The 22,821-nt window shown below is 61.3% G+C and carries 22 protein-coding genes and 1 pseudogene; 15 read left to right on the top strand and 8 right to left on the bottom strand.

What is annotated here, in order from left to right; all coding sequences use genetic code 11:
- Positions 1 to 86 precede the first annotated feature (86 nt).
- The 3 genes from RHEC894_RS12195 to RHEC894_RS12185 are packed head-to-tail and all read left to right on the top strand — an operon-like array spanning position 87 to position 2,056.
- Positions 87 to 461: a DUF971 domain-containing protein gene (locus RHEC894_RS12195; protein ID WP_085738959.1), complete on the top strand. Its 375-nt coding sequence runs from the start codon at positions 87 to 89 to the stop codon at positions 459 to 461.
- 28 nt (positions 462 to 489) lie between these two features.
- Positions 490 to 1,680 (top strand): low temperature requirement protein A, encoded by a 1,191-nt coding sequence (locus RHEC894_RS12190; protein ID WP_085737457.1) that lies wholly within the window; start codon positions 490 to 492, stop codon positions 1,678 to 1,680.
- 13 nt (positions 1,681 to 1,693) lie between these two features.
- Complete coding sequence (locus RHEC894_RS12185) at positions 1,694 to 2,056, top strand: pentapeptide repeat-containing protein (RefSeq protein ID WP_085737456.1); 363 nt, start codon at positions 1,694 to 1,696, stop codon at positions 2,054 to 2,056.
- A gap of 38 nt (positions 2,057 to 2,094) precedes the next feature.
- Here RHEC894_RS12185 and RHEC894_RS12180 read toward each other — a convergent pair whose 3' ends face one another.
- Entirely contained in the window at positions 2,095 to 2,562 is a 468-nt protein-coding gene (locus RHEC894_RS12180) for a MarR family transcriptional regulator (protein ID WP_085737455.1), read from the bottom strand.
- 47 nt (positions 2,563 to 2,609) lie between these two features.
- Between RHEC894_RS12180 and RHEC894_RS12175 the strand changes: the two genes are divergently transcribed.
- The 3 genes from RHEC894_RS12175 to RHEC894_RS12165 are packed head-to-tail and all read left to right on the top strand — an operon-like array spanning position 2,610 to position 4,426.
- The gene (locus RHEC894_RS12175) at positions 2,610 to 3,584 is read left to right on the top strand and encodes an alpha/beta fold hydrolase (protein ID WP_085737454.1); all 975 of its coding nucleotides are present in this window, start codon (positions 2,610 to 2,612) and stop codon (positions 3,582 to 3,584) included.
- 36 nt (positions 3,585 to 3,620) lie between these two features.
- The gene (locus RHEC894_RS12170) at positions 3,621 to 4,232 is read left to right on the top strand and encodes a pyridoxamine 5'-phosphate oxidase family protein (RefSeq protein ID WP_085737453.1); all 612 of its coding nucleotides are present in this window, start codon (positions 3,621 to 3,623) and stop codon (positions 4,230 to 4,232) included.
- Complete coding sequence (locus RHEC894_RS12165; protein WP_085737452.1) at positions 4,199 to 4,426, top strand: hypothetical protein; 228 nt, start codon at positions 4,199 to 4,201, stop codon at positions 4,424 to 4,426. The genes RHEC894_RS12170 and RHEC894_RS12165 overlap by 34 nt, the downstream gene beginning before the upstream one ends.
- Here the strand turns inward: RHEC894_RS12165 and RHEC894_RS12160 are convergent.
- Positions 4,414 to 5,481, bottom strand: a complete 1,068-nt coding sequence (locus RHEC894_RS12160) for a GGDEF domain-containing protein (protein ID WP_085737451.1) — start codon at positions 5,479 to 5,481, stop codon at positions 4,414 to 4,416. The genes RHEC894_RS12165 and RHEC894_RS12160 overlap by 13 nt on opposite strands.
- 349 nt (positions 5,482 to 5,830) lie before the next feature.
- Between RHEC894_RS12160 and RHEC894_RS32985 the strand changes: the two genes are divergently transcribed.
- Positions 5,831 to 5,995 (top strand): hypothetical protein, encoded by a 165-nt coding sequence (locus RHEC894_RS32985; RefSeq protein ID WP_164517685.1) that lies wholly within the window; start codon positions 5,831 to 5,833, stop codon positions 5,993 to 5,995.
- Between the two features lie 155 nt (positions 5,996 to 6,150).
- Here RHEC894_RS32985 and RHEC894_RS12155 read toward each other — a convergent pair whose 3' ends face one another.
- A complete protein-coding gene (locus RHEC894_RS12155) occupies positions 6,151 to 7,758 on the bottom strand; it encodes a fumarate hydratase (RefSeq protein ID WP_085737450.1) in 1,608 nt (535 codons plus the stop codon).
- A gap of 258 nt (positions 7,759 to 8,016) precedes the next feature.
- Here RHEC894_RS12155 and RHEC894_RS12150 point away from each other — a divergent pair.
- Positions 8,017 to 8,844: pseudogene (locus RHEC894_RS12150) on the top strand (VCBS domain-containing protein).
- Positions 8,845 to 9,162: 318 nt separating this feature from the next.
- On the opposite strand, the gene fumC reads toward RHEC894_RS12150, so the two are convergent.
- Positions 9,163 to 10,554: a class II fumarate hydratase gene (gene fumC / locus RHEC894_RS12140; protein WP_085737449.1), complete on the bottom strand. Its 1,392-nt coding sequence runs from the start codon at positions 10,552 to 10,554 to the stop codon at positions 9,163 to 9,165.
- 61 nt (positions 10,555 to 10,615) lie between these two features.
- Between fumC and RHEC894_RS12135 the strand changes: the two genes are divergently transcribed.
- The gene (locus tag RHEC894_RS12135; RefSeq protein WP_125460960.1) at positions 10,616 to 10,882 is read left to right on the top strand and encodes a hypothetical protein; all 267 of its coding nucleotides are present in this window, start codon (positions 10,616 to 10,618) and stop codon (positions 10,880 to 10,882) included.
- A gap of 70 nt (positions 10,883 to 10,952) precedes the next feature.
- Entirely contained in the window at positions 10,953 to 12,863 is a 1,911-nt protein-coding gene (locus RHEC894_RS12130) for a murein L,D-transpeptidase (RefSeq protein WP_085737447.1), read from the top strand.
- A 312-nt stretch (positions 12,864 to 13,175) separates the two neighbouring features.
- Here RHEC894_RS12130 and RHEC894_RS12120 read toward each other — a convergent pair whose 3' ends face one another.
- Complete coding sequence (locus RHEC894_RS12120; protein WP_010069515.1) at positions 13,176 to 13,886, bottom strand: HAD family hydrolase; 711 nt, start codon at positions 13,884 to 13,886, stop codon at positions 13,176 to 13,178.
- A gap of 270 nt (positions 13,887 to 14,156) precedes the next feature.
- Here RHEC894_RS12120 and rpiA point away from each other — a divergent pair, with 270 nt between their 5' ends.
- The 3 genes from rpiA to RHEC894_RS12105 all read left to right on the top strand — a co-directional run bounded on the left by rpiA (position 14,157) and on the right by RHEC894_RS12105 (position 15,823).
- Entirely contained in the window at positions 14,157 to 14,855 is a 699-nt protein-coding gene (gene rpiA / locus RHEC894_RS12115; protein WP_010069516.1) for a ribose-5-phosphate isomerase RpiA, read from the top strand.
- Positions 14,856 to 14,870: 15 nt separating this feature from the next.
- Positions 14,871 to 15,437, top strand: a complete 567-nt coding sequence (locus RHEC894_RS12110; protein ID WP_010069517.1) for a DUF2059 domain-containing protein — start codon at positions 14,871 to 14,873, stop codon at positions 15,435 to 15,437.
- 101 nt (positions 15,438 to 15,538) lie between these two features.
- On the top strand, positions 15,539 to 15,823 hold the full coding sequence (locus tag RHEC894_RS12105; RefSeq protein WP_085737446.1) for an acylphosphatase: 285 nt from the start codon (positions 15,539 to 15,541) through the stop codon (positions 15,821 to 15,823).
- Between the two features lie 46 nt (positions 15,824 to 15,869).
- Here the strand turns inward: RHEC894_RS12105 and RHEC894_RS12100 are convergent, their stop codons facing one another.
- Positions 15,870 to 16,088 carry a hypothetical protein gene (locus RHEC894_RS12100; RefSeq protein WP_085737445.1) on the bottom strand — a complete coding sequence of 73 codons (219 nt, stop codon included), beginning with the start codon at positions 16,086 to 16,088 and terminating at the stop codon, positions 15,870 to 15,872.
- A gap of 454 nt (positions 16,089 to 16,542) precedes the next feature.
- Here RHEC894_RS12100 and gor point away from each other — a divergent pair, with 454 nt between their 5' ends.
- The gene (gor, locus tag RHEC894_RS12085; protein ID WP_085737444.1) at positions 16,543 to 17,928 is read left to right on the top strand and encodes a glutathione-disulfide reductase; all 1,386 of its coding nucleotides are present in this window, start codon (positions 16,543 to 16,545) and stop codon (positions 17,926 to 17,928) included.
- A gap of 15 nt (positions 17,929 to 17,943) precedes the next feature.
- Here gor and RHEC894_RS12080 read toward each other — a convergent pair whose 3' ends face one another.
- The gene (locus RHEC894_RS12080) at positions 17,944 to 19,227 is read right to left on the bottom strand and encodes a pilus assembly protein TadG-related protein (protein ID WP_085737443.1); all 1,284 of its coding nucleotides are present in this window, start codon (positions 19,225 to 19,227) and stop codon (positions 17,944 to 17,946) included.
- A gap of 255 nt (positions 19,228 to 19,482) precedes the next feature.
- Here RHEC894_RS12080 and RHEC894_RS12070 point away from each other — a divergent pair, with 255 nt between their 5' ends.
- A complete protein-coding gene (locus RHEC894_RS12070) occupies positions 19,483 to 20,856 on the top strand; it encodes a 3-deoxy-7-phosphoheptulonate synthase class II (RefSeq protein ID WP_003579666.1) in 1,374 nt (457 codons plus the stop codon).
- Between the two features lie 57 nt (positions 20,857 to 20,913).
- On the opposite strand, the gene RHEC894_RS12065 is transcribed toward RHEC894_RS12070, so the two are convergent.
- A complete protein-coding gene (locus RHEC894_RS12065; RefSeq protein ID WP_085737442.1) occupies positions 20,914 to 22,749 on the bottom strand; it encodes an ABC transporter ATP-binding protein in 1,836 nt (611 codons plus the stop codon).
- Positions 22,750 to 22,821 lie beyond the last annotated feature (72 nt).

Raw genomic sequence — 22,821 nt, 5'->3', positions numbered from 1 at the left:
GGGAAACAGGCTGCGCGCGCATTCCAATTTCAGCTTGCGCTGAAAAAGATCAACGCCTACTCCTCGCATGAGAAGAGGACAAAATGATGAGCGATATCTGGCCGAGCGAACTCCGCGTCTCGAAAGACAGGCAGCGGCTGGTGGTGACCTTCAACGACGGCCAGAGCTTCGAGCTGTCGGCCGAGATGCTGCGCGTGCTGTCGCCCTCGGCCGAAGTGCAGGGGCATGGGCCGGGGCAGAAGGTGACGGTGCCGGGCAAGCGCAATGTCGCGATCATTTCGATGATGCCGACCGGCAATTACGCGGTCCGGATCGGCTTCGACGACATGCACGATACTGGCATCTACACCTGGACCTATCTGCGCGAGCTCGGCGAACGGGGCGCCGAGCTGTTTTCGGCCTATGAGGACGAGCTCAGGGAAAAGGGCATGAGCCGCGACACGGCTGAACGACCGCGCTGAATTTCAATAGACAGCCATCGGGGGACATATGGCGAAAGCGAATAGAAAGAACTGGCTGCGCGCCAAGGGGAGTGCGGCCGGCAGCAAGGTGACCTTCCTCGAACTCTTCTTCGACCTGGTCTTCGTCTTTTCGATCTCGCAGCTTTCGCATGCGCTTGCCGCCCATTATACGCCGCTCGGTGCTGCCGAAGCGGCGCTGATGACCTTCGCCGTCTGGTGGGTGTGGATCTTCACTGCCTGGGTGACGAACTGGCTCGATCCCGACAAGATGCCGGTGCGCGGCATGCTGGTGGTGCTGATGATGCTCGGGCTGGTGCTTTCCGCCTCCATTCCCGAGGCCTTCGGCGACAAGGGGCTGCTTTTTGCCGGCGCCTATGTGGCGATGCAGGTCGGGCGCTCGCTGTTTACGACCTATGCGATGACGCGCGTCGACCGGGCCAATACGCTGAATTTCATGCGCATCAGCACTTGGCTTGTGGTCGCCGCCGTCTTCTGGATCGCCGGCGGGCTGATGGAGCATGAGGCGCGGCTGATCGCCTGGGTGATTGCGCTCGTGATCGAATATGCCGGGCCGGCGGCGGGCTTTGCGGTGCCCGGGCTCGGCCGCTCCACGCCGAGCGATTGGGATGTGTCCGGCGCGCATATGGCCGAGCGCTGCGCGCTCTTCGTCATCATCTGCCTCGGCGAGGCGATCCTGGTATCCGGACGCACCTTTTCGGAGCTACCGGTTTCGGGGCTGACCGGCATCGTCTTCATCACCGGCTTCGTCGGCACGGTCGCCATGTGGTGGCTTTATTTCCGTTTCGGCCACGGGCGCGCCGCCCACCGCATCGAACATGAGGCGACGCCAGGGGCCTTGGCGCGGCAGGCCTTCACCTATGGGCATATCCCGATCCTGGCCGGCATCATCGTGCATGCGGTGGCCGTCGAGTTCATGTTCTCGCATCCGCACGAGGCCGGCGATTTCGGCATCGCTGCGGCAGTGCTCGGCGGCTCCGGCCTGTTCCTGATCGGCAATCTCTGGTTCAAGGGCGCGACCAGCGGGCGGATGCCGCTGTCGCATCTCGCAGGCCTCGTGCTGCTGATCCTTCTCGCCTTCGCAGCCCCCTTCATCGAGATCTATCTGCTGGGCATTCTGGCGACGCTGGTGCTGATCGTCGTCGCCGCCTGGGAATACCGCTCGCTGAGCGGTACATCGCCGGCGCCGACGCTGCATTGAGGATCTGCCCGGTATGCGTCGTCACCCCAAATCCGAGAAAATCCTGACGCGCTATGCGACGGGAGAACGCAATTTTCGAGGGCTGGACCTCGATGATGAAGTTTATGATTTCAGTCACGTCGATCTTCGCGGGGCTGTCTTCACCGGAAGCTGGATTGTTGCGAGCTTTGCAAGGGCCAATCTTGAGGACGCTGACTTTTCTCATTGCAACGTAAAAACCTGCGATTTTTCGGGAGCAAGGTTGGCATCGGCAACCTTCTTCGGATCGGCAATCGATGCGGCCGTCTTCGATGGCGCGGACCTGACAGGCACTATCTTCGAAAAGGCCGGCGCTTTCGGGTATATTCTCGGCAGAGGTGAATTGCCCCCACATTGAGGATGGCTGCCGATAAACGCTCTGAAACCGATCGACAGTCAGTCCTGATCCCTGAGATCCTGCAGTAGCACAGTGATAATGCGCTCCATCGAGGTGGCGGTCGCCATGCATTGTTCGATCGGCTCGTCGGAGAGCGTGCGTTCGATGAGATCGGTCTGGATCGCCATCGCCGCCTCGGTCACTTTGCGGCCTTCGCTGGTGAGATACAGGCGCAGAACGCGCTTGTCGCGTTCGTCGCCGCGCCGCTCGATCAGCTGGCGTTTCTCCATTTGCGGTAAGAGCATGCTCATATTGGAGCGGCCGACCAGCAGCTTGCGCGCCAGTTCCTGCTGCGAGATGCCTTCGAAACGGTAGAGATTGACGAGAATGTCGAGGTGCGGCGGCTTGATGTCGAGATCGGCAAGCGAGCGCGTCAGCGACTGCTGCATCAGCTGGCAGGCGCGCGCTACCGCAATCCAGCTGCGAAAACGCGGATGATCCCAGGGAAGGGATTGATTTTTGTTCATCGTTGTACTTTATTGTTCAGTGTTGAACAGTATTTTGGATTCTCACTATGGCAAATTTTGCGCTTGAGGTCACCCGCCTCGGCTTTTCGGCTCTGCAGGCAATTTCGGCTGATCTCGCGGGCAGGGCAGCGTTTCGGCTGTTCTGCCGCACCCCATCGCCGCGTCCGAAAGGAGCAAGGGCGAAGGCGGCGCATGCCGCCGGCGCCGCCCGGCTTGCCGGCGCCGAAAGCTTCACCCTCAAGCTCACCGGCGGAGCGAAAGCGCATGCCTACCGGCTGAACGGCGGGGCGCGGGGCAAACGCAAGCGATTCCTGGTGACACACGGCTGGGGTTCGAGCGCCGAATATATGGCCGAGCTCATTTCGATGCTTTCGGCAACGGGTGCGGAAGTGGTGGCGCTCGATTTTCCCGGTCACGGGCGCGCGGGCGGACGCTTCCTGCACATGGGGCTTGCGGTCGGCGCGATCGCTGCGGCGGAGCAGCGCTTCGGCGCATTCGATGCGGTCATCGGCCATTCCTTCGGCGGTGCGGCGCTGATGGTTTCAGCGGCAGGCCTGCTGCCCGGTGTGGCGCCTGTCACCTCAGAGCGATTGGTGCTGATCGGGGCGCCGAGCGAGATGGCCTGGCTGTTTGCCGATTTCGGCCGGATGATCGGCCTTCGCCCCGCCGCGCAGATGGCACTGGAGAAGAAGGTTCATGATGTCACCGGACGGAGACTCGAGGAGTTCGACGCCGCCAATGCCGTCGGTGCGATCGGGCGGCCGGTGCTCGTCATTCATGCCGAGGACGACAAGGAGGTGTCGCCGGTCCATGCCAGGCGTTATGGCGCGGCGGGTCCGAGTGTGCGGCTGTTCTGGGCGAACGGCTTCGGCCACCGGCGCATCGTCGCCGCGGCCCCCGTGCTTGGCGCGATCGCGGCCTTTCTCGAAGGCGGCGCGGACGAGGACGTCGGCGAAAGCATCAAAAAAGATGCTGCAATCATTCCGTTTTTTGAGCTTCCGGCAAGGCGCACGGCATTGTAGCGTCCGTCCCGATATCAAGCTGCGGCGGGACGCCTCATGAAAATCATCAGCAGCATCGAAGAGCTCAATACGATCTACGGCGCCGGGCTGTCGCAGGCCTCGGTCGACAAGGTGACCAAGCGGCTGACGCCGCTCTACCGTGACATGATCGAGATCTCGCCCTTTGCGGCGCTGGCGACCGTCGGGCCGGAGGGGCTCGACTGTTCGCCGCGCGGCGACCTCGGCGGCGTGGTGCGCGTCGTCGACGACGAGACGCTGCATCTGCCGGACTGGCGCGGCAACAACCGCGTCGATTCACTCTCCAATATCGTGCGCGATCCGAGGCTTGCGCTGATGTTCCTGATCCCCGGCTCCAACACGACGATGCGTATCAACGGCCGCGGCGTCGTCTCCGATGACGCGGCGCTGCTTTCGAGTTTCGAGATGGACGGCAAACATCCGCGCACCGTCATCGTCATCTCGATCGACGAGGTTTATTTCCAGTGCGCACGTGCGGTGATGCGGGCCGAACTCTGGAACGCGGCGCACTTCGCCGATCCGGCAGGCCTGCCGACGCCGGGACAGATGCTGAAGGCAGCCGTCGGCGATTTCGACCAGGAAACCTACGACCGGGAATGGCCGGGGCGGGCGGCGAAGACGATGTGGTAAAACCGCCGTCATCGTATCGTACGGTTGAGGTTTCACAGACCTTGCCCTTATTCGACGTGATCCTCGGCCTTGAGCCGAAGGATCTGCTGCACCGGTTGCAGATGCTCGGCACAAGGCCGAGCATGACGAAAGATAAGATGTCACCTGGTGGTGACGACCTGCGCGTGATGCGGACTTGCCATCAGGTCTTGTAGATCAGCCAGCTCTTGGTGAAATCCTTCTGCATGCCGTCCTGATAGAGGATGGTGCAGTTGCGGCCGGCATTCTTGGCGCCGTAGAGGGCGATGTCGGTCTTGCTGTAAAGCTCGCCCGCATCTTCGGCGCTGGAGGCCATGCAGATGCCGATCGAGACGGTGATCGGGCCATAGTTCACCCGCGTACGGGAATTCTTGAACGGGGTCGTTTCCAGCGTGCGGCGGATGCGCTCGGCGATAGCCGTGATTTCCTCTGCGGTATTGCCGTCGATGATGAGGGCGAATTCCTCGCCTCCGGCGCGGGCGACGAAGACGTCGCGCCGGACGTTGCTGCGGATGACGGAGGCGACGGTGGCAAGGATCTTGTCGCCGACCGGATGGCCGTAGGTGTCATTGATCTTCTTGAAGTTGTCGATGTCGGCGAGCAGCAGCGCCGTCACCGGCCGCATGCCGGGATTGTTGAAGACGGCGGCGAGGCGCTCGTCGAAGGCGCGGCGGTTGGAAAGGCGCGTCAGCGAATCGGTGTTGGCGATGCGCTTGTATTCGTCGAGTTCCTTGCGGACTTGGTCCATCTCCTGGGAGCGCTGGACGACGTCCTCGACGGTGCGTTCGCCATGCGCCATAGTGTCTCCGGTCGCCTGGCTCAAAAGTTCGATGGCGTTTTCGATCAGTTCGACGCTGGCATTGCTCTTGGAGGTGATGCGCTTGTGAGTCTCGCCGAGCAGCCTTGTATAGCTTTCCAGCGAACTCTGCTCCTGTCTCAGGATCCGCAACAGGCCATCCAGTTCGCCCGATATGCGGGAATGGGCGTCGTCGAAGACGCGGACCGGGCTCGTGGTGAAATATTGCGCGCCGAGCGCGTCGAGTTCGGCCTGGGTCACCTGGGAGCCGAGGGCTGCAAGTTCCCGGGTGAGCGCCGGATTGGAGCCGATATAGGCCTCGTAGAAGAGTTCGTAATTGCGGGGTATCGGCGCAACGCCCATCGAGCGCATGGCATAGGTGATCTGGCCCGCAACGTCGGGAACCTGCACCTTGGGCGCGACAGCCGTATTCATCCGGCGATACTCCTCATATATTCAAAGGCAATATTTTAGTTGTTAGCTTAAATTCCTTGGGAAAAGATTAAAGCGACATATACCAAAGATTACATACGACAACTTCACAATAGGGCAATGCTTCGGTCAGGCCTATGATTCTGCAATAGAAAACGTATCTTGGGTGGGCGGTGCCTACCCGTTGAACGGGAGCGGTGTCTGAAAAACTTACAGTTCTTCTCTGTCTAGAGGATCGTATTCATCTTGTCGGCGGTTGGTTTTGGTCGTCTCGCATTTCAGTTCGGATATTTCGGAACGATATTTTCCCGCGATAAGTACCACCGCTGTCCGCAAAATAGGACATGAGATCATGGGAAAGTCTCGTCGTATCTCTGTTGCGATCCTCGCCTTCGCCATCATCGCCGGCGGCGCCTTGCTGCTGCAGCACACCGGTCTCTTCGCCGGCACTTTCCGGACTGAGATCCTGGCGCGGGTGGATGATCGAGATGTGGTAAGCACCGCAGATAGTCAGTAACGGTGCAAATATCGGAATAGCGTGCCGTGCGGCCCCCTCATCTGCCTGCCGGCATCTTCTCCCCAGCGGGGAGAAGGTGGCCCGAAGGGTCGGACGAGGGCTGCACGGCACGCCGTCGATTGCCCTTCACCAGGTTCAATCACAGCTTCGCCCAGTCACCCCAAATTCAATTCCTGGAAGAAATCATTGCCCTTGTCGTCGATGACGATGAAGGCGGGGAAATCTTCGACCTCGATCTTCCAGACCGCTTCCATGCCGAGTTCGGGATATTCGAACACTTCGACCTTGCGGATGCAGTCCTGGGCGAGGCGGGCGGCGGGGCCGCCGATCGAGCCGAGGTAGAAACCGCCATGTTTCTTGCAGGCCTCGCGAACGGCGCGCGAGCGGTTGCCCTTGGCAAGCATCACCATCGAGCCGCCGAAGGACTGGAACTGGTCGACGTAACTATCCATGCGGCCGGCCGTCGTCGGGCCGAAGGAGCCGGAGGCGTAACCTACAGGCGTCTTGGCCGGACCGGCGTAATAGACCGGGTGGTTCTTCAGGTAATCGGGCATGCCTTCGCCCTTTTCCAGCCTTTCACGGATCTTGGCATGGGCGAGGTCGCGGGCGACGATGATCGTGCCGGTGAGCGACAGGCGCGTCTTGACCGGATGCCTCGACAGTTCGGCAAGCACTTCGGCCATCGGCCGGTTGAGGTCGATACGGACGGTCGATTCCGACAGTTTCGCCTCGTCGATCTCTGGCATGTATTTCGACGGATCGGTTTCAAGCTGTTCGACGAAGATGCCGTCGCGGGTGATTTTACCCTTGGCCTGGCGATCGGCGGAGCAGGAGACGCCGAGGCCGATCGGCAGCGAGGCGCCGTGGCGGGGCAGGCGGATGACACGCACGTCATGACAGAAATACTTGCCGCCGAACTGGGCGCCAACGCCCATCTGCTGCGTCAGCTTGTGGATTTCCTTTTCCATTTCGACGTCTCGGAAGGCGTGGCCGCTCTCGGAACCTTCGGTCGGCAGCTCGTCGAGATAACGGGTCGAGGCGAGCTTGACGGTTTTCAGGTTCATTTCAGCCGAGGTGCCGCCGATGACGATCGCCAAATGGTAGGGGGGACAGGCTGCCGTCCCTAGCGTGAGGATCTTCTCCTTAAGGAAGTCGATCATCCGGTCATGTGTCAGCAGCGAGGGCGTGCCCTGGTAGAGGAAGGTCTTGTTGGCCGAACCGCCACCCTTGGCGACGAAGAGGAAGTCGTAAGAGTCGGTGCCTTCCTCATAGATATCGATCTGCGCCGGCAGATTGTTCTTGGTATTCTTCTCCTCGAACATTTTTATGGGCGCAAGCTGCGAATAACGCAGGTTCTTCTTCTCATAGGCGTCTAGAACCCCCTTGGAGAGTGCTGCCGTATCCTCGCCCTCGGTCCAGACCCTGCGGCCCTTCTTGCCCATGATGATCGCCGTGCCTGTGTCCTGGCACATGGGCAGCACGCCGCCGGCGGCAATATTGGCGTTCTTCAGCAGATCATAGGCGACGAAGCGGTCGTTGTCCGTTGCTTCGGGATCGTCGAGGATCGAAGCAAGCTGCTTCAGGTGGCCGGGGCGCAGCAGGTGGTTGATGTCGGCGAAGGCGGTTTCGGCAAGCAGGCGGATGCCTTCCGGCTCGACAGTCAGGATTTCCTGGCCTTTGAAGCTGTCGACCGAGACGTGGTCATCGCTGATCTTGCGATAGGGGGTGTTGTCCTTGCCGAGCGGGAAGAGATCGTCAGCCATCGAAGTGACCTTTCTGGTGGGCGTGTGTCGCTAAATTGGAACCGGTCTAAATCCGCAGCGCAGCAAATGCAATCTGGATGCGGCCGGACTCTGGAATGGAGCCATGTCGTACCGCGTTTTGCAGTCTGCACTGCCACACGCGGTGGGCGAGTGAAGCAGAGGTGAAATCGACATTTGTCGCGAAGTTGACGACTTCAGGTTGCTTTCGGTTCGAGGCCAGGTCATATTCCCGCCAGCGTTAACTTGCCGGGGCTTCCCATGACGAATGCAAAGCCAACTGCTGTCGACGACCTTCTCGTTTTTTTCGAACATGACTGGATCAGGGGCGATCTGCTGCGCCTCGCCAGCGATCCCGAGGGAGCGCAGATTTATGCGCGCTTCGTCAACGGCGTGCGGATCGACGCCAAGCATGGGCCTGACCAGGAAACGATCATTCAGGGCAAGTACGGAACCTTCAAAGTGAAACCTGACGGTCACTTCACCTATGAGCTGGACTACACGCTCGACGTGGTGAAGAATTTGGCGAAGTCCGATCAGCTCATCGAAAAGCTGAGTTACAAGATGTCCGACGGCTCGGGAGGCACGGACCTAGGCGTGCTGACCCTTGCGATCGACGGCGTCAACGAAGACGAAAAATACCACGAAGTCCTGGATTTCGACGATATGGGCGTCTTATCGAGGGCGGATAATTTCTCTCTTCCCAATTACCGGGGCTTTGCGCTCTCGGTGAACGGCAGCCACGACGTGACGCTTCTGAACGGCATCGTCTATGATGCGATTCCGGGCGTCGATGCCATTACCGAGGACGGTTTCAGCGATACCGTTCTATCGCCAGGTTCTGCGCCCGTAACGTTGAAATTGCTCGATGGCGGGGAGTTCACCTTTCAGAGCGTCTCGATTGCCGAACTATCGGCGGCGCCCTTTCACCTGACGCTTACCGCCCTGAACGACGGCCAGATCGTCTATCAGCAGGAGCTTTAGGTCACCGGTCCCAGTCTCGAGATCAATCTCGAAGACATCGAAGAAATCCGCTTCGACTTCATGGGGAATTCTGTGGTGATGGACAATATTTCGCTGTTGGTTTGACGTTTGCCGGGGCTGTGGATTGCGCTGCCGGCAGCCAGATGCGGGTTTGTCCGCGTTGGCTGAAAAATTCAGCGAGAACGGCTACCCCAACCTCCCTCATTCCTGTGCTCGTCACAGGAATCCAGTGCGCCCAAGTCCTTGGGCGCGAAAGACTTTTTCGTTACGATTTGATTCATTCACGGCGCGGACGCGCCGTGGCTGGATTCCTGTGACAGGCACAGGAATGAGGGAGCAAGTGGCCAGCTTGTCCGCCCCCTCTTGCTCCGGTCGTGGAGAAGAGGAAGCAAAAGGAGAGGTGGGCAGACCACCCCAACTAACCTATTTCGGCCCGATCATCGTCTCCGGCCGGACGATCGCATCGTAATCTTCCGCCGAGACCAGCCCACTCGCAAGCGCCTCTTCCTTCAGCGTCGTGCCGTTCTTGTGGGCGGTCTTAGCGATCTTGGCGGCGGCGTCGTAGCCGATTTTCGGAGCGAGGGCTGTGACCAGCATCAGCGAGCGTTCGAGGCCGGCCTTGATGTTGTCTTCGCGCGCCTCGATGCCGACGACGCAATTGTCGGTGAAGGAGACGGCGGCGTCGGCGAGCAGCTGCACCGACTGCAGGAAATTATAGGCCATCATTGGATTGTAGACGTTGAGTTCGAAATGGCCCTGGCTGTCGGCGAAGGTTAGCGCCGCGTGATTGCCGAAGATGTGGATGCACACCTGCGTCAGCGCCTCGCACTGGGTCGGGTTGACCTTGCCAGGCATGATCGAGGAGCCGGGTTCGTTTTCCGGCAGCGCCAGTTCGCCGAGACCGGCGCGGGGGCCGGAGCCGAGCAGGCGGATGTCGTTGGCGATCTTGAAGAGGGCGGCGGCGGCCGCGTTGATGGCGCCATGGGAAAAGACCATGCTGTCATGCGAGGCGAGCGCCTCGAATTTGTTTGGCGCGGTGACGAAGGGCATGGCTGTTATGGCGGCGATTTCTTCGGCAACCTTTTCGGCAAAACCCACCGGCGCATTGAGGCCGGTGCCGACGGCGGTGCCGCCCTGGGCGAGTTCGCAGAGGCCGGGCAGGGTCATTTCGATGCGCTTGATGGCGGAGCCGACCTGGGCGGCATAACCGGAAAATTCCTGGCCGAGCGTCAGCGGCGTCGCATCCTGGGTGTGGGTGCGGCCGATCTTGATGATGTGGCTGAATTCGGTGACCTTCATGTCGAGGGCGGCATGCAGGTGCTTCAGGGATGGCAGCAGGTGATGGGCGATCCGTTCGGCGCAGGCGATGTGCATCGCCGTCGGGTAGGTGTCGTTCGACGACTGGCTCATATTGACGTGATCGTTCGGATGTACTGGCTGCTTGGAACCCATGACGCCGCCGAGCATTTCTATAGCGCGATTGGAGATCACTTCATTGGCGTTCATGTTGGACTGCGTACCCGAACCGGTCTGCCAGACGACAAGCGGAAAATGCTCGTCGAGCTTGCCCTCGATCACCTCCTGGGCGGCATCGACGATGGCTTTGCCAAGCGCCGGGTCGAGCTGGCCGAGCGCCATGTTGGCGCGGGCCGCCGCCTGCTTGACGATGCCGAGCGCACGCACGATCGACAGCGGTTGCTTTTCCCAGCCGATCTTGAAATTGCCGAGCGAACGCTCGGCCTGGGCGCCCCAATATCGGTCGGCGGCGACATCGATCGGGCCAAAAGTATCGGTTTCGGTGCGGGTTGCGGTCATCGGCCTTGCCTTCCCTTTACATGCTGTTTTCGGTCATCTGAGAAAGATGAGGTTTTATAGGTTGGAAAGCCCGACAAGAAAACCGGCCGCCCCGCGAAATATTGAAGACGACACTCATGTTTGCGCGGGTTTTGCGGCGTGCCTTTTAGGCCACTTTCAAAATATTATGCGTTCGGGCGTTTTCGTCGCACTGGTCCGGCGACAAAAATTGGGTAAAAAATTAACCAATAATTTCATAATTTTGTGTGAACTTCTGCGCGGCGCCGTGCAGGATCTCCGTCACACAAAATTGAGTCCGCCGGCGCTGGCGGCGCAGGCCGGTTTCTGATCAATGAGCCGGACGCTGAGTTTCGCGTTATTTGAGCTGAGAACAGCATGACACCGGGACTGGAAGATATATGACGTTCGTTTTGAAAAGCGCGGCATCCGCATTGGCAATTTCCTGCGGCGTGGCAGTTATGAGTGCCGCACCCGCGCATGCTTATACACTGATGGACATGCTGCGCGGCGACAGGCAGCGGACCCAAAGCACCATCTTCATGGATCAGGCGCCCGGCCGTCCGGTGCCGCGTGGCGCGGTCGGCGGTTCGCTGGGCGGGCTCGATCCGGAAGCGCCGCTGCCGAAGGTGAGCGGCCCGCGTTACTACACCTATAAAGCCGAGACGCTGCAGTTCGTCGATACCAGCAAGTTTGCCGACCCCGTCGTCACCGGCGCGGTCGCCGATGTTTCGGCAAGCGGCGATGCAAGCGCCGAACCCGCCGTGCAGCGCCGTTTCCTGGCGCAGGCCAAGGTGCGCGCCAATGCCGACGTCGCCAAGGCGCTGGAAGCCTATTACGCCGATAGCGGCAATCCGCTCGTCTGGGTCGAAGGCAGCCAGATCAACGAACGTGCGAAGTCAGTGATGGCGGCACTTGCCGATGCCGCTTCCGTCGGTCTCGACCCTGCCGACTACGCCGTTCAGACGCCGGCGATCGATCCGGCCAATCCCGATCCCGCCGCCCGCGACCGGGCGCTGACGCAGTTCGAGCTCGAACTCTCGGCCAAGGTGCTGGCCTTCGTGCAGGATACGGTGCGCGGCCGCATCGATCCCAACAAGATCTCCGGCTATCACGACTTCCAGCGCAAGACGGTCAATCTGGCGCCGGTGCTGAAGCTTGTCCGCATGAGCCCCGATGCCGGCGCCTATATTGCCAGCCGGTCGCCCGATGGTCCGCAGTTCGAAGCGCTGAAGGCGGAGCTCGCCAAGCTGCGCGCCGCCGATGGCGGCAATGAGGAGCGAATCGTTGTTTCGCTCGACAAGCTGCTGAAGCCCGGTGAAAGCTCGCCGGAGATCGCCAATATCGTCAAGGCGATCGGCAAGCATGGCTCCGAAACGCTGAAGACCGATCACGCGGCAACGCTTGCGGCCTATACAGGTAGCGCCGACTATTCGCCCGAAATCGTCTCCCTGGTCGAGGATTTCCAGAAGGAGCGTGGACTGAAGGCCGATGGCGTCATCGGCCAGGCGACAGTGCGCGCCATGACCGGCGGCGATAGCAATGCCTCGAAGATCGACAAGCTCGATGTCGCGATGGAGCAGGCGCGCTGGCTGCCGGAGGACCTCGGTTCCCGCTACGTCATGATCAACCAGCCGGCCTTTATGGCCTACTACCACAATGACGGCAAGGAACAGCTGTCGATGCGCGTCGTGGTCGGCGGCAAGAACAACCAGACCTATTTCTTCGACGACGAGATCGAGACGGTCGAGTTCAACCCGTTCTGGGGCGTGCCGCAGTCGATCATCATCAACGAGATGCTGCCGAAGCTGCGCTCGGACCCGAACTATCTCGACCAGCTCGGTTATGAGGTCGAGGTGAACGGCCATGCCGTCGCCTCATCGAGCGTCGACTGGTACGGCTCGACCGACAATGTGTCGGTGCGCCAGCCGCCGAGCAGCGACAATGCGCTCGGCGAACTGAAGATCCTGTTCCCGAACAGCCACGCGATCTATATGCACGACACGCCGTCGAAGAGCTTCTTCAAGCGCGACATGCGGGCTCTGAGCCACGGTTGCGTGCGCCTGTCCAATCCGCGCGCGATGGCAGCAGCTGTGCTCGGCACGACGGTCGACGACGTCGCCAAGCAGATCGCCACCGGGCAGAACCATGCTGTGAAGGTGCCGCAGAAGATCCCCGTTTACGTCTCCTACTTCACTGCCTGGCCGAACAAGGATGGCGTGGTCGAATATTTCGACGACGTCTATGGCCGCGACGCCTATGTCGACAAGGCTTTCGACACGACGAGCAAGGCGCGTGGGGCGCAGATCTGACTTAGGTTTAGCGGGTTATTGAATGGGCGGTCTTCGGGCCGCCCGTTTTGTTTGGACGGGATGCCAACGGCGCCGTTCTGGGCTTAGGCTCGACGAGGGAATTACGTAGGAAAGGGCCTGCCGTGCCGGCCCCCCTCTGCCCTGCCGGGCATCTCCCCCACAGGTGGGGAGATCGACACGCGGATGGAATCTCCCCAAACAATTAACGTTGGAACGAGCGGGTTCGCCCAGCCGATCTCCCCACCTGTGGGGGAGATGCCCGGCAGGGCAGAGGGGGGCTCACACGGCAGGCCGACAAAGGAGGCGACAGCCTCAGACCGCGACTTTCACCGCATATTCCCGCAACAGCCTCTCCACCAGATCCGGCGTCAGCTCGTCGTAATGGGTGATGATCATATCCGGGTCGAGGTTGGAGACCGGCACGTCGGAATAACCAAAGGGCACGGCGATCGACGGCACGCCGGCGTTCCGGGCGACGGCGATGTCGTTGATGCTGTCGCCGATCATCACGGTGCGGGCGATGTCGCCGCCGGCGCGGTCGATGGTGCGGGTCAAGTGGCGGGCGTCGGGTTTGCGGTATTCGAAGCTGTCGCCACCAGTGATGGCGGCGAAATAGCCGGTGAGATCGAGCTTGTCGAGCAGGCCGAGCGCCAGGCTTTCCATCTTGTTGGTGCAGACGGCGAGGCGGTAACCGGCGGATTTAAGCCTGTCCATCGCGGCGACCAGGCCGGGATAGGGCTCCGTACGGCCGGGCATGTTGCCGGCATAATGAGCGACGAAACGCTCGACCAGCGGCGGCAGGGCGTCGCTTTCGAGCGGATGGCCGCGCAGCCGGCAAGCGCGCTCGATCATCACCCGCGCGCCATGGCCGACGAGATGGGTAAGGTCGTCATAGCTGACCGCTTCCAGGCCAAGGGCTGCGATCGTATGGTTGAGGCTTTCGACCAGGTCCGCGTGGGTGTCGAGAAGGGTGCCGTCGAGATCGAAGACGATAAGCGCCGGGCGAACGGGAGCAGGGGTCAAGGGCTTGCCTCTTTGAGCAATGGGTCATCCAAGGGAGCAATGGATCGCCCCGAGGGAACGATCGTCTTTCTTGGGAACGATGGATGGCCCCGGAATGAGATGTCGTTCCTGAGGTAGGCGATCACGCCGGGGAAAGCAACGTCCTGTGATGGCCGGGGAGGCTGCAGGCATTTGTTTCGGCTTTTCATTTTCCGTGATGATTTTGACTTTCGTTTGCCAGGCGAGCCGTGTAAACAGCACATCCAACGCAATAATCGGAGCTGGCGGCGCATGGATGCCCGCGAAATGAAGATCAAGGCCGCCGAGGCCGCACTCGCCCATGTCGAAAGCGGAATGCGTCTCGGCATCGGCACGGGCAGCACGGCGGAAGAATTCGTCCGCCTGCTGGCGGAGAAGGTCGCGGGCGGCTTCAGGGTCGAAGGCGTTCCGACGTCTGAAAGAACGGCGCGGCTCTGCGTCGAACTCGGTGTTCCCTTGAAGTCACTCGATGAACTGCCGGCACTCGATCTGACGATCGACGGCGCCGACGAGGTCGATCAGGCGCTGAGGCTGATCAAGGGCGGCGGCGGCGCGCTGCTGCGCGAAAAGATCGTCGCGGCCGCTTCCGAGCGGATGATCGTCATCGCCGACGAGAGCAAGCTGGTCGACACGCTCGGCGCCTTCGCGCTGCCGATCGAGGTCAACCCGTTCGGTCTCGTCTCGACGCGGATCGCGATCGAGAAAGTTGCGGCCCGGCTCGGTCTTTCCGGCGAACTCGGTCTTCGCCAGTCCGGTGACGGAGAGTTTACCACGGATGGCGGCCATCACATCATCGATGCATCTTTTGGCCGCATTCCTGATGCAGAGGCGCTTTCGAGCGAGCTGAATTCCATACCCGGCGTCGTCGAACACGGGCTCTTTATCAATATGGCGGCACTTGCGATCATTGCCGGTCCTGCGGGTGCGCGCACACTGCAGAAAAACAGATAACAGGAGCATACACTCATGATGAACATTGCAGGTCTTGGCCGTCTTGCTGCTGCGACCGTCGTTCTTTCCGGGCTTGCCTTCGGCTCCGCCGTCAAGGCGCAGGAGGTCTCCGAGGAGCAGTTGAAGGCGTCTCGCGCGGCGATCGACGCCATCGGCGCCACGGCCCAGTTCGACAACATCCTGCCCGGTCTCGCCGAACGCCTGAAGGCCGGCCTGATTCAGGATTCGCCGAACTACCAGGACGTGATTTCGTCGACGGTCGACGCGCAGGCGCTGAAGCTGGCGCCGCGCCGCGGCGATCTCGAGAAGGAGGCGGCGCTCACCTATGCCAAGACCTTCACCACCGACGAACTGAAGGCGATCGCCGACTTCTATAATTCCGACGTCGGCAAGAAGCTGTTGCGCGACGGCCCGGTCGCTTCGCGCGAGACGGCGAAGGCTGCCGACATCTGGGCGCAGGGCATTTCCCGCGACCTGGAAAAGCAGAGCAATGCTGAGCTTTCTAAGGTCATCAAGGCGCCGCCGCCGGCAACCGACAGCCCGACCGCTCCGGCTGCAGCTCCCGCTCCGGCTGCCCAGTAATAAGGCCTGCCCCATCGAATTGCGAAAGCCCGGCATCGTCCGGGCTTTTTTGTTATGATGCGGCAAATGCTGTCGGCGAGGCTTCAGGGGTGACTGCAGATATGCCCGATCGTTCCAACGCTGTCCGAGTGCGGATATCCGGCAAGGTCCAGGGTGTCGGCTTTCGCATGTGGACGCGCAACGAGGCGGTGCGGCTCGGTTTGACGGGCTGGGTTCGCAATCAGGAGGACGGGGCCGTCGTCGCGTTGCTCGCAGGACCCGATACCGCCATCTCGACAATGATCGAACGTTTCAGCCGCGGACCGGCGGGGTCATCGGTCACGGGCGTCGAGACTGACGCAGTCGAGCTTGAGACGAGCCCGACGGATTTCAGCATTACCGGTTGAAAGCGGCAATCCGCCGGGAGATGCGCATTTCAGATGCGGCCGTCGCTCAGCCCCAATCCTTCAGGCTCTTGGCCAGTTGCCACTCGCCCGTTTCATCCGGCTCGACGCGCTTGTTGCCGCGGTAGAAGATCGGCAGTCCTGTTTTCTTGTCCATTGCGAAGCGGCTCGGCGCGTATTTGTCGTTCTCGTGGCCTTGGATGGCGAGGCCGAGCGCTTCCTTGAATTTGCCGGCCTTGCACAGGTTGGCGAAGAGAGTCTGATCCATCGTTTGCTCCGGCTTCTTTTTTACTGCGTGGATTTGCCTGCCAGCCTCAGGCAGCCGGGTCAACCGTTTGCCGGAAAGATTCGGGCGAAGGGAACGGGATGATGCAGGAGCGGGCTTTTGTTTTCAGGGCGATCGTCCCTAGAGCCTTTCCTGGTTAGATTGAAGCATTCTGTTGGCTCAAACGGAGTCGGATGGTCGACCGGCCGGCGCGCGTCGTAGCAAAGCTCTACGGCCAAGCCGGCCGGTCGATCAGCCGGCCCGTTTCAGCCAACCCGAAGGGCCGGGCATCTTTCCGCCAGGATCAGAGGCGATCGGCTCGGCCGTACCTGGGGGTATGCCCGTCGCCAATCGCCTCTGCCCTGACAAAAACCTGCTCCGGCAGAATGCTTCAATCTAACCAGGAAAGGCTCTATATCAGGGACATCCTTCCTGCGATTCCCTCCCGGAGCTCCTCATGTCTTCCTACGACTACGACCTCTTCGTCATCGGCGGCGGTTCCGGAGGCGTGCGCGGCGCGCGTGTCGCCGCCTCGCTCGGCAAAAAGGTGGCGATCGCCGAGGAGTACCGCTACGGCGGCACTTGCGTCATCCGCGGCTGCGTGCCGAAGAAGCTCTTCGTCTATGCCTCGCAGTTCCACGAGCATTTCGAGGATGCGGCTGGCTTCGGTTGGACGGTCGGCGAAAGCAGCTTCGACTGGAAAAAGCTGGTGGCCGCCAAGGATGCCGAAATCACCAGGCTGGAAGGCCTCTACAAGAAGGGGCTTGCCGGCGCCAAGGCCGAGATCCTGGAAACGCGTGCCGAACTCGTCGACGCCCACACGGTGCGGCTTGTGAAAACGGGGCAGACGGTGACGGCAAAGACGATCGTGATCGCCACCGGCGGACGACCGAACCCGCACGCGGCCCTTCCCGGCCACGAGCTCTGCATCTCCTCCAACGAGGCCTTTCATCTCGAAGACCTGCCGAAATCGATCGTGATCGCAGGCGGCGGCTATATCGCCGTCGAGTTCGCCAATATTTTCCATGGCCTCGGCGTCGAGACGACGCTGATCTATCGCGGTGCCGAGATACTGTCGCGCTTCGACGAGGATCTGAGGCGCGGGCTGCATGAGGCGATGGTTGCCAAGGGCATCCGCATCCTCTGCCACGACACGATGCAGAAAGTTTCGAAGGGGCAGAACGGGCTCGTGGTGGAGACGCTGAACAGCGGCACGCTGCAGGCCGATGTCGTCATGCTGGCGCTCGGGCGCGATCCGAACACGGAAGGCCTCGGCCTCGATGCGGCCGGCGTCGCCGTCGACGAGCGCGGCGCGATTATCGTCGACGACTATTCCCGCACGAATGTCGAGAACATCTATGCGCTCGGCGATGTCACCAACCGGGTACAGCTGACGCCGGTGGCGATCCACGAGGCGATGTGCTTCATCGAAACCGAGTACAAGAACAATCCGACCCGGCCGGATTACGAGCTGATCCCGACCGCCGTCTTCTCGCAGCCGGAGATCGGTACCGTCGGCCTCTCGGAAGAGGAGGCGGGCAAGCGTTACGCTGCGCTTGAGGTGTATCGGGCACAGTTCCGGCCGCTGAAGGCCACGCTTTCCGGCCGGACCGAGCGGATGATCATGAAGCTGATTGTCGATGCGGCGAGCCGCGTGGTGGTGGGCGCCCATATCCTCGGCCATGATGCAGGCGAGATGGCGCAGCTGCTCGGCATCACTCTGAAGGCCGGCTGCACCAAGGACGATTTCGACCGGACGATGGCGCTGCATCCGACAGCGGCCGAAGAGCTCGTCACCATGTATGCGCCGAGCTATCGCATCCGAGACGGCCAGCGCGTCTGAGCCCTCTAGTCATGCTCAGCTGGTGATGCGCGGTGCGCGGATGACCTTGAGGAAAAGCGCCTTCATCGCATCGGCGATGCCGTCGGTCGGCGTCACCTCGAAATAGAGGCCGGGCGAGGCACATGCCTGCATCCTCGTCGGAATTTCGCTCTGGAAGGGCTTGATCCAGGTATTGTACCAGTTGTTGCTCGGCAGCGGCAGATAGGTGGTATAGAGCACGGCGATCTTGACGCCGCGGTCCTTCAGCGGCTTGCAGAAAGAGGTGTCAATCGGCTCCTGACAGCGGCCGCCGGTCGTCTTCTTGGTGCATGAGGACGGCTTGTAGCTGTCGCCGACGCCATCGGCGACGAAGAACAGGATCTTTTCGGGACTGATGTTCGATGTACCATCGCCGGCCGGATCGACGATGGTGTTCATCTGTGTCATGGCGCTGTCGAAGCTGGTGAGCTGGTCCTGGTTGTAGTTCTGGTAGGGAATGGTCATCAAGTCGACGGCGTCGGTGTAATTCTTCACCTTCGTCAGGTCGGAGGTGAGGCTGGAGATCGTCGTCAGTTTTGCGTCCTCGGCCTTGGTGCCGAAAGTATAGACGCCCATGCGGAACTGGTCGCTGCTGACGCGCTCGGTCTTGGCCGTGTCGGTCAGCGCCTGGGTTGCCTGGCGCACCACGTCGATGCGCATGGCGACGCCGAGGCTCTTGGCGATGGTGTAGTTGTTGGTGGCCTGGTCCAACTGATGACAGGCGAAGGCGCAGCCTGTCTTGGCTTCCATCTTTGAAACGTCGCTCGGGGTCGCGCCGACGCCCATGGAGGGCGTATTGTCGAGCAGGATGTAGAAATCCATGAAGGCGGCAGTCTGGTATTCGGCTGTCGCCGTGCCCGAAATAGTAATCGAATCCCGGCCGAAAATACGCATGAAGGTCGTCGGCACGGTGGCGGTGAAGGAAACCTGCGAATTCAGCTTGTTGGCCGTTTTGGTGACGTCGATGCCGAGGTCGACGTGAACCTCGGACAGTTCTCCCGACACCTGAGACATGAAGATGTTTCGGGCATCGGTCTTGCCGAGCGAGATCGTGCCGTTGCCGCTCATCGTCATGGCGGTGGCGACAGCGCCGGATTTCTCGGCGATCGAGCCGACGGCGGCTGCATCGGCGGCGGCGTAAAGCTGCGTCCTCAGGCTCAGCGCATGGGCGAAATCCAACGCCATGCCCGCGGTGCCGAGGAGCGGTACCATCAGCAATGCCGTCATGATGCCGAAATTGCCCGAGCGGTCCGCTATGAAGCCGGGCGGAAGGATCGCCATGACATGTCCCCAATGTTGAAATCCTTTGCGGTTCTACATTCAAAATCTAAAATATAGGGAAATCGACGTGGTATATGCTGGTTTAACGGTGGAGCTAGCGGTTTTTGCTACCTATATGCGAGCTCTCCCCGATGGCGACAGGGCGGCAATGGAGCATCGGGCGATTGGCCTTTGCAAGCCCGATCTAAAGGTCTATAAGCCGCCGCAATCAAGGATAGGTGCATCCCAGGGACGGATGTGAGTGAGGTGAGTGACATGGCAGAGAATTGGACCCCGAGCAGCTGGCGGCAGAAACCGATCCTGCAGGTTCCCGAATACCCGGATGCAGCCGCCTTGGCGGCAACGGAGGCCACGCTTGCCAGCTATCCGCCGCTGGTTTTTGCCGGCGAAGCGCGCCGCCTGAAGAAGCATCTCGCCAATGTCGCCGAAGGCAACGGCTTCCTGCTGCAGGGCGGTGACTGCGCCGAGAGCTTCGCCGAGCACGGCGCCGACAATATCCGCGACTTCTTCCGCGCCTTCCTGCAGATGGCCGTCGTGCTGACCTTCGGCGCGCAGCTGCCGGTCGTCAAGGTCGGCCGCATCGCCGGTCAGTTCGCCAAGCCGCGTTCGTCGAATGTCGAGAAGCAGGGCGACGTGACGCTGCCCGCTTACCGCGGCGACATCATCAACGGCATAGAGTTCACCGAGGAGTCGCGCATTCCGAACCCGGAACGCCAGGCCATGGCCTACCGCCAGTCGGCTGCGACGCTGAACCTTTTGCGCGCCTTCGCGATGGGCGGTTACGCCAATCTCGAAAACGTGCATCAGTGGATGCTCGGCTTCGTCAAGGACAGCCCGCAGGGCGAGCGCTACCGCAAGCTTGCCGACCGCATCAGCGAAACCATGGATTTCATGAAGGCGATCGGCATCACCTCGGAAAACCATCCGAGCCTGCGCGAGACCGATTTCTTCACCAGCCATGAGGCGCTGCTGCTCGGCTACGAAGAAGCGCTGACCCGCGTCGATTCCACCTCGGGCGACTGGTATGCCACGTCAGGTCACATGATCTGGATCGGCGACCGCACACGCCAGGCCGACCATGCGCATATCGAATATTGCCGCGGCATCAAGAACCCGATCGGCCTCAAGTGCGGCCCATCGCTGCAGGCCGACGATCTGCTGCAGCTGATCGACATTCTGAACCCGGCTAACGAAGCCGGACGCCTGACGCTGATCTGCCGCTTCGGCCATGAGAAGGTTGCCGAGAACCTGCCGCGGCTGATCCGCGCCGTCGAGCGCGAAGGCCGCAAGGTCGTCTGGTCCTGCGACCCGATGCATGGCAACACGATCACGCTCAACAACTACAAGACCCGACCCTTCGAGCGGATTCTTTCGGAAGTCGAAAGCTTCTTCCAGATCCACCGCGCCGAAGGCACGCATCCCGGCGGCATCCATGTCGAGATGACCGGCAAGGACGTAACGGAATGCACCGGCGGCGCCCGCGCCGTCACCGCCGATGACTTGCAGGATCGCTACCACACCCATTGCGATCCGCGCCTCAACTCCGACCAGGCGCTCGAGCTCGCCTTCCTGCTTGCCGAACGCATGAAGGGCGGCCGCGACGAGAAGCGTATGGTTGCCAACGGCTGATAGTAGCCCGAAACTGATGACGAAAAACCCGGCGCAACGCCGGGTTTTTATTGGGTTTCATATACTCGCCTGAACGCTGTGCAGGTTGGCATAAACACCGCCTAGCGCCATCAGGTCATCATGTGTTCCCTGTTCGACGATGCCGTCAGCCGTCAGGACCAGGATGCGATCGGCATGGCGGACGGTGGACAGCCGGTGGGCGATAACGAGGGTGGTGCGGCCGTTCGCCAGGCTGAGCAGCGCCTGCTGCACTGCCCGTTCGCTCTCATTGTCGAGCGCGCTGGTCGCCTCGTCGAAAATCAGGATTTCCGGATTTTTCAAGAAGGCGCGGGCGATGGTGATGCGCTGGCGCTGGCCGCCCGAGAGCTTGACGCCGCGCTGGCCGATATCGGTATCATAGCCTTGGGGCAGGGCTGTGATGAAGTCGTGCGCATTGGCTGCGCGGGCGGCCGCTTCCAGCTCGGCATCCCCGGCATCGGGTCGGCCGTAGCGCAGGTTTTCGGCCACGGTGCCGGCAAAGAGGTAGACATCCTGTTGCACGACGCCGACATGGCGCCGGAGTGAGGCCAGCGTCACGTCTCTTACATCGGCGCCGTCGATGCGGATGGTGCCGGCCTCGACATCGTAGAAGCGCGGGATCAGCGCGCAGAGCGTGCTCTTGCCGACTCCCGAAGGTCCGACCAGGGCCACGAACTCCCCAGGGGCAATAGTAAGCGACAGCCGTTCCAGCACCCTCGGGCCATCGGCTTCATAACCAAAGGCGACGTCGGAAAAACTGATTTCGCCTCTCGGTGCCGGCATCGGACGGGCGTCCGGCCGATCAGTGATATCGGGAGCGACCTCCAGGATTTCCATGGCTCTGATGAAGCCGGTGTAGCCCTCCTGCCAGAGGCGAACGAAGTTGGCGAGCCGCTGCACCGGATCAACCAATACGGCGACGCAAAGCAGGAAGGTCAGCATATCGGGGACGGTCAGTTCGGCTGCCAGGATGCGCAGGCCGCCGATGACGATTACCAGTATGGTGACGAGCTGGGCGAAGGTTTCGGTCCCGACCGAAAACCACGCTTCGCTGCGGTAGCCATCGGCGCGGCTTTGCAGGAAGCGCCGGTTCTGCTCGGCGAAGCGTTCTTGTTCCAGCGCCTCGTTGGCGAAGGACTGGACGACGCGGATACCCGCCAGCGCATCCTCGACGCGCTCGTTGACGGCGGCGATCTGGTGCTTGCTGGCTTCCAGCGCGCGGTTCATGCGCCGGTTGAAATAGAGCGCATAGATCACTGCGACAGGCGTCAGCAGCAGGATGAGGCCAGCCAGCGGCGGATCGATGAAGAACAGCACCAGCATGGCGCCGCCATATTTCAGCACGGCGATGGAAAGGTCCTCGGGGCCGTGATGGAAGAGTTCCCCCAGCCAGAGGGAATCATTGGTGATGCGGCTCATCAGCTGGCCGGTGCGCTGGCGGTCGTAGAAGCTGAACGAGAGTTTCTGGCAGTGCTCGAACAGTTCCTGCCGGACCGTCGCCTCGATGCGGGCGCCCATGACGTGGCCGCGATAGTCGACGAAGAAGATGGCGGCGATCTGGACTGCCAGGACGACCAGCATGACGCCGCCCATCAACAGGATCTGGGTGAAGGCCTGCGGCGCATCGGGCAGGGCCAGAAGACGGCTGGTGACGATATTGGCGCAAAGCGGCAGCGCGACCGCCGTGCCGGCAACGAGGATGGCGCAAAGCAGATCCGCCAGCAGCAAGGGCAGGTGCGGGCGATAATAGGAGAGAAATTTTCGCATGCGCAACCAGCGTCGGCCACGGTCGACGGTGGGATCGTGCAGGAATAATTTCAGGAAAGCGTTATGGCGTCGCGAGCTTTTCCTCGCGCGGGAGAACCGAATATTCATGAGGCAGAATGTCCCTGTGGGCGATGTTTCCTTTCTGTTTGGACAGGGTCGCTCTCATGTCAGTCTCCCAAA

Origin of the sequence: Rhizobium sp. CIAT894 (genome assembly GCF_000172795.2) — a bacterium.
In the GTDB taxonomy this organism is placed as follows: Bacteria; Pseudomonadota; Alphaproteobacteria; order Rhizobiales; family Rhizobiaceae; genus Rhizobium.
This window is presented reverse-complemented; position numbering and strand designations above follow the sequence as displayed.

Coding starts and splice junctions, on each gene's coding strand:
- RHEC894_RS12195 (WP_085738959.1), top strand. CDS start 87: ATGAGCGATATCTGGCCGAGCGAACTCCGCGTCTCGAAAGACAGGCAG.
- RHEC894_RS12190 (WP_085737457.1), top strand. CDS start 490: ATGGCGAAAGCGAATAGAAAGAACTGGCTGCGCGCCAAGGGGAGTGCG.
- RHEC894_RS12185 (WP_085737456.1), top strand. CDS start 1,694: ATGCGTCGTCACCCCAAATCCGAGAAAATCCTGACGCGCTATGCGACG.
- RHEC894_RS12180 (WP_085737455.1), bottom strand. CDS start 2,562: ATGAACAAAAATCAATCCCTTCCCTGGGATCATCCGCGTTTTCGCAGC.
- RHEC894_RS12175 (WP_085737454.1), top strand. CDS start 2,610: ATGGCAAATTTTGCGCTTGAGGTCACCCGCCTCGGCTTTTCGGCTCTG.
- RHEC894_RS12170 (WP_085737453.1), top strand. CDS start 3,621: ATGAAAATCATCAGCAGCATCGAAGAGCTCAATACGATCTACGGCGCC.
- RHEC894_RS12165 (WP_085737452.1), top strand. CDS start 4,199: ATGGCCGGGGCGGGCGGCGAAGACGATGTGGTAAAACCGCCGTCATCG.
- RHEC894_RS12160 (WP_085737451.1), bottom strand. CDS start 5,481: ATGAATACGGCTGTCGCGCCCAAGGTGCAGGTTCCCGACGTTGCGGGC.
- RHEC894_RS32985 (WP_164517685.1), top strand. CDS start 5,831: ATGGGAAAGTCTCGTCGTATCTCTGTTGCGATCCTCGCCTTCGCCATC.
- RHEC894_RS12155 (WP_085737450.1), bottom strand. CDS start 7,758: ATGGCTGACGATCTCTTCCCGCTCGGCAAGGACAACACCCCCTATCGC.
- fumC (WP_085737449.1), bottom strand. CDS start 10,554: ATGACCGCAACCCGCACCGAAACCGATACTTTTGGCCCGATCGATGTC.
- RHEC894_RS12130 (WP_085737447.1), top strand. CDS start 10,953: ATGACGTTCGTTTTGAAAAGCGCGGCATCCGCATTGGCAATTTCCTGC.
- rpiA (WP_010069516.1), top strand. CDS start 14,157: ATGGATGCCCGCGAAATGAAGATCAAGGCCGCCGAGGCCGCACTCGCC.
- RHEC894_RS12110 (WP_010069517.1), top strand. CDS start 14,871: ATGATGAACATTGCAGGTCTTGGCCGTCTTGCTGCTGCGACCGTCGTT.
- RHEC894_RS12105 (WP_085737446.1), top strand. CDS start 15,539: ATGCCCGATCGTTCCAACGCTGTCCGAGTGCGGATATCCGGCAAGGTC.
- RHEC894_RS12100 (WP_085737445.1), bottom strand. CDS start 16,088: ATGGATCAGACTCTCTTCGCCAACCTGTGCAAGGCCGGCAAATTCAAG.
- gor (WP_085737444.1), top strand. CDS start 16,543: ATGTCTTCCTACGACTACGACCTCTTCGTCATCGGCGGCGGTTCCGGA.
- RHEC894_RS12080 (WP_085737443.1), bottom strand. CDS start 19,227: ATGGCGATCCTTCCGCCCGGCTTCATAGCGGACCGCTCGGGCAATTTC.
- RHEC894_RS12070 (WP_003579666.1), top strand. CDS start 19,483: ATGGCAGAGAATTGGACCCCGAGCAGCTGGCGGCAGAAACCGATCCTG.
- RHEC894_RS12065 (WP_085737442.1), bottom strand. CDS start 22,749: ATGAATATTCGGTTCTCCCGCGCGAGGAAAAGCTCGCGACGCCATAAC.